This window comes from Mycobacterium sp., from assembly GCF_047975165.1.
GTDB lineage: Bacteria > Actinomycetota > Actinomycetes > Mycobacteriales > Mycobacteriaceae > Mycobacterium.
This window is the reverse complement of the sequence record NZ_JBKECZ010000076.1, coordinates 1-2,952: the sequence shown is the minus strand read 5'-3', so window position 1 is coordinate 2,952 and position 2,952 is coordinate 1. Positions and strand designations below refer to the sequence as shown.

The window sequence follows — 2,952 nt, the reverse complement described above, 5'->3', positions numbered from 1 at the left end:
TTCACTCAGGGTGCCGCCGAGTTCCTTTTTGTCCGCGGTGGCGCGCAGGTTGTTGATCAGGGCGTGGCGGGGTGTGGGCATGCGCCGGTCGATGGTTTCCAGGCGGTCGAGCATCGCCAGCCGCTCGGGCGTGGTGAGCACATCGAAGTCCAACTCCAGCAGCCGATCCTGGACCGCATCGAGTGCGTCGAAAACCTCGACGATCTCTTCCCGCGTGCTGCCTGCCATGGTTCAAATGCTAGAGACACCCACCGACAACTCCGGGCCCCAAAGCCCGAAAAACCGGTGCCGCAGCCACATTCGACCACTTTCATCCACAGACCCGGATTTATCCACAAAACCTGTTCACCCCCTTGACAATCACCGGATGATTGGGTCGCCGCGGACGACAGCTGCTCCTCGGCTCCTTCTCGCGCCACCCCGGTTCTACGAGCCGTCCGCCCCGGCACAGTCACCGTCGGCGAAACGTCAGGAAGTCCTTCCCGGCGATGACCGACTGCCCGGCGAAAGTCTGTCGGACGTCGATGTTTTCGCTTGATGCCAACTGCACGTGGTCGAATACCGGAGCATCGGTGCGGGCCACCACGATTGCGTGGTCCGGCCGGGTGCGACCGGGTCGCACTTCGAACGCAGTGGTCGTCGACTTCAGTGAGTTGCGGCCGGTGGCCGCACCGCAGTCGGCGATGATGCTCGGTTGCGAAGGTCGCGCCAGCGGATTCGGCGCCGTGTCAGGGGTTGTCGGGGTAGGTGACTCCGGTTAGTCGCTCGGAGATCTCCCACAGGCGCCGACAATCGTCGTGGTCCGCGGCGCGAGGAGGGACCTTTGCTTCCGTCACTCCACCGCCGGCGGCCTCGTACACGCCGCGCGGCCCGTAGAACGCGCCGCCCTCGGCCTGCGGCGTGGCAGCCGCGTAGAGCGCGGGCAGGATTCCGTCGTCGATTTCCTGCCAGAGAAACGGTGCGTAGCGCCAGGAGGCCGTGTACAGCCGCTGCATCAGCGATGGCTTCTCGCGTCCCCGCGATGGCCCGCTGATCTGCAGGTTGGTCTTGGTCAAACCTGGGTGTGCCGCGTCTGACGTGATACCCCAACCGGCCGCGCGACTGAGCCGGTCCAGTTCGCGGGCGAACATCAGAACCGCGAGCTTGGACTGGCCGTAGGCCGCCATCGGGGAGTATGAATTTTCGAACTGTAGGTCGTCGAAATGAATCCGACCACGCCGCGCAGCAAGGCTGCTCAGTGAGACCACCCGCGGGCTCGGCGCGCCACGTAACAAGGGCAGGACGTGCCTGGTAAGCGCGAAATGGCCGAGATGATTGCTGCCGAACTGCAATTCGAAGCCGTCGGAGGTGGTGTCACGTTCCGGCGGAGTCATCACACCGGCGTTGTTGATCAAAATGTCGATGGGGCGGCCGAGTTTGTTGAGTTGCTCGCCCAGCGCGGAGACGGAGGCCAGTGATGACAGATCCAGCGGGCGGATGGTCAGTTTTGCGTCGGGCAAAGTCTCGCGGATCCGCGTGATCGCGGCTTCACCCTTGGCTTGGTTGCGGATTGCCATCACGACGTCGGCTCCCGCGGCTGACAGCCGCTTGGCCAGGCCGAAGCCCAGGCCGCTGTTGGCGCCGGTGACGACCACCAACTTTCCGGACAGATCGGGAACGGTGGCGACGAGGTTGCCGGCCATGCTGCTGGGTCCTCCCGGGTCGAGCCCGTTTCGCGGGCGTTGGCTACATGACAAACTGCGTGGATGAACAGCACGTCGGTCGCCAGGATCTCACGGGCTCTGGCCGTCGTCACGATGGTGGTGTCGGTGCTCGGCTTGGTCGCCACGCTGATGCTCGATGCGCTGTTCTTCGACAAGTACAACGTCTATGGGGAGATCCCGGTACCGGGTACCGGCAGTGTGCGGCTGCCCACAGGTGAAGCGACTGTGAGCCTGCACGTACGCGTCAGCGGTAGCGACGACGATCGGCACGTGCCGGTCCCGCAGCTGAGGATCGCCATCGATCCACCCGATGGAGTAGCGCAGCCGGAATTGATCCAAAGCATCGGTAGCACAACGATCATCAACAATGAAGCGCATCTTCGCCTGTGGAAAATCCGGGTGCCAGCCGAGGGGACTTACCAGGTGACGGCCGACGGGCGGGTCGACGGATACATCAGTCCGAGGCTGGCTTTCGGCCACCAGAGCTCCCACGGCCCACTGGCGTGGGTATTCGCGGCGATGTTCGTGGTCGGCCTGTTCGACCTGGTCTTCTCGGTGAAGTGGCTGGGCCGCAGTCGGGGCCGAAGCCGAAGCGCGACCTTCGACGCAGCGGAGAACGAGACTCACCCCGAAGCGCCGGCGACGCCGGATCACCCTACTTCCGTTGCGCCCCGGGCGGCTTATGAGCCAACCGGTGAAAGGGTCAGAGCCGAACAGCTGCGAGTTGTGACCGCGCTGCGGGATTCGGGTGCGCTGACCGAGTCGGAGTTCAAAGCCGAGAAGCGGCGTATCCTGAGCGACTTCTAGGTCGATGTGCCGACTGGCGGTCGGTTGCGGTAGGGTCGGTGGCCGAGTGGCAAACCGGGGCCACGATCGAATGACAAATGTTCCGAAGGGAAAATCAAGGTGAGTTTTGCTGGGTTGCCGCCGGAAATCAATTCGTTGCGGATGTTGTTGGGTGCCGGTTCGGGGCCGATGCTGGCGGCCGCGGCGGCGTGGAACGGGTTGGCCGAGGAGCTGGGTAGCGCTGCGAGCTCGTTCTCCTCGGTGACGTCGAATCTGGCCGGTCAGGCGTGGCAGGGTCCGGCTGCGGCGGCGATGGCCAATGCCGCGGCACCCTATGCGGCGTTCCTGGAGGCGGCATCCACCCGCGCCCTGGGTGCGTCGGGTCAGGCCAATGCGGTGGCTAGCGCGTTCGAGACCGCGAAGTCGGCGATGATCAACCCGGAGGCGATTGCCGCGAACCGCA

4 protein-coding genes and 1 pseudogene are annotated in these 2,952 nt (G+C 64.6%); 2 read left to right on the top strand and 3 right to left on the bottom strand.

Annotation, left to right across the window (positions count from 1 at the left end):
• The 3 genes and pseudogenes from ACK5M9_RS08140 to ACK5M9_RS08130 form a co-directional block, all read right to left on the bottom strand.
• Window positions 1-228: pseudogene (locus ACK5M9_RS08140) on the bottom strand (hypothetical protein); the annotation flags it as partial.
• A gap of 223 nt (window positions 229-451) precedes the next feature.
• Window positions 452-622 carry a hypothetical protein gene (locus tag ACK5M9_RS08135; RefSeq protein ID WP_416892666.1) on the bottom strand — a complete coding sequence of 57 codons (171 nt, stop codon included), beginning with the start codon at window positions 620-622 and terminating at the stop codon, window positions 452-454.
• 106 nt (window positions 623-728) lie between these two features.
• A complete protein-coding gene (locus ACK5M9_RS08130; protein ID WP_416892665.1) occupies window positions 729-1,682 on the bottom strand; it encodes an SDR family oxidoreductase in 954 nt (317 codons plus the stop codon).
• Window positions 1,683-1,745: 63 nt separating this feature from the next.
• Between ACK5M9_RS08130 and ACK5M9_RS08125 the strand changes: the two genes are divergently transcribed.
• Together ACK5M9_RS08125 and ACK5M9_RS08120 are read left to right on the top strand one after the other, a co-directional pair.
• A complete protein-coding gene (locus ACK5M9_RS08125; protein WP_416892664.1) occupies window positions 1,746-2,510 on the top strand; it encodes an SHOCT domain-containing protein in 765 nt (254 codons plus the stop codon).
• A 141-nt stretch (window positions 2,511-2,651) separates the two neighbouring features.
• The coding region (locus ACK5M9_RS08120) for a PPE domain-containing protein (protein ID WP_416892667.1) at window positions 2,652-2,952 on the top strand (301 nt) is incomplete at its 3' end.

What these genes read in the sequence shown, in the direction of transcription:
- ACK5M9_RS08125 (WP_416892664.1), top strand. Translation starts at nt 1,746, where the DNA reads ATGAACAGCACGTCGGTCGCCAGGATCTCACGGGCTCTGGCCGTCGTC.
- ACK5M9_RS08130 (WP_416892665.1), bottom strand. Translation starts at nt 1,682, where the DNA reads ATGGCCGGCAACCTCGTCGCCACCGTTCCCGATCTGTCCGGAAAGTTG.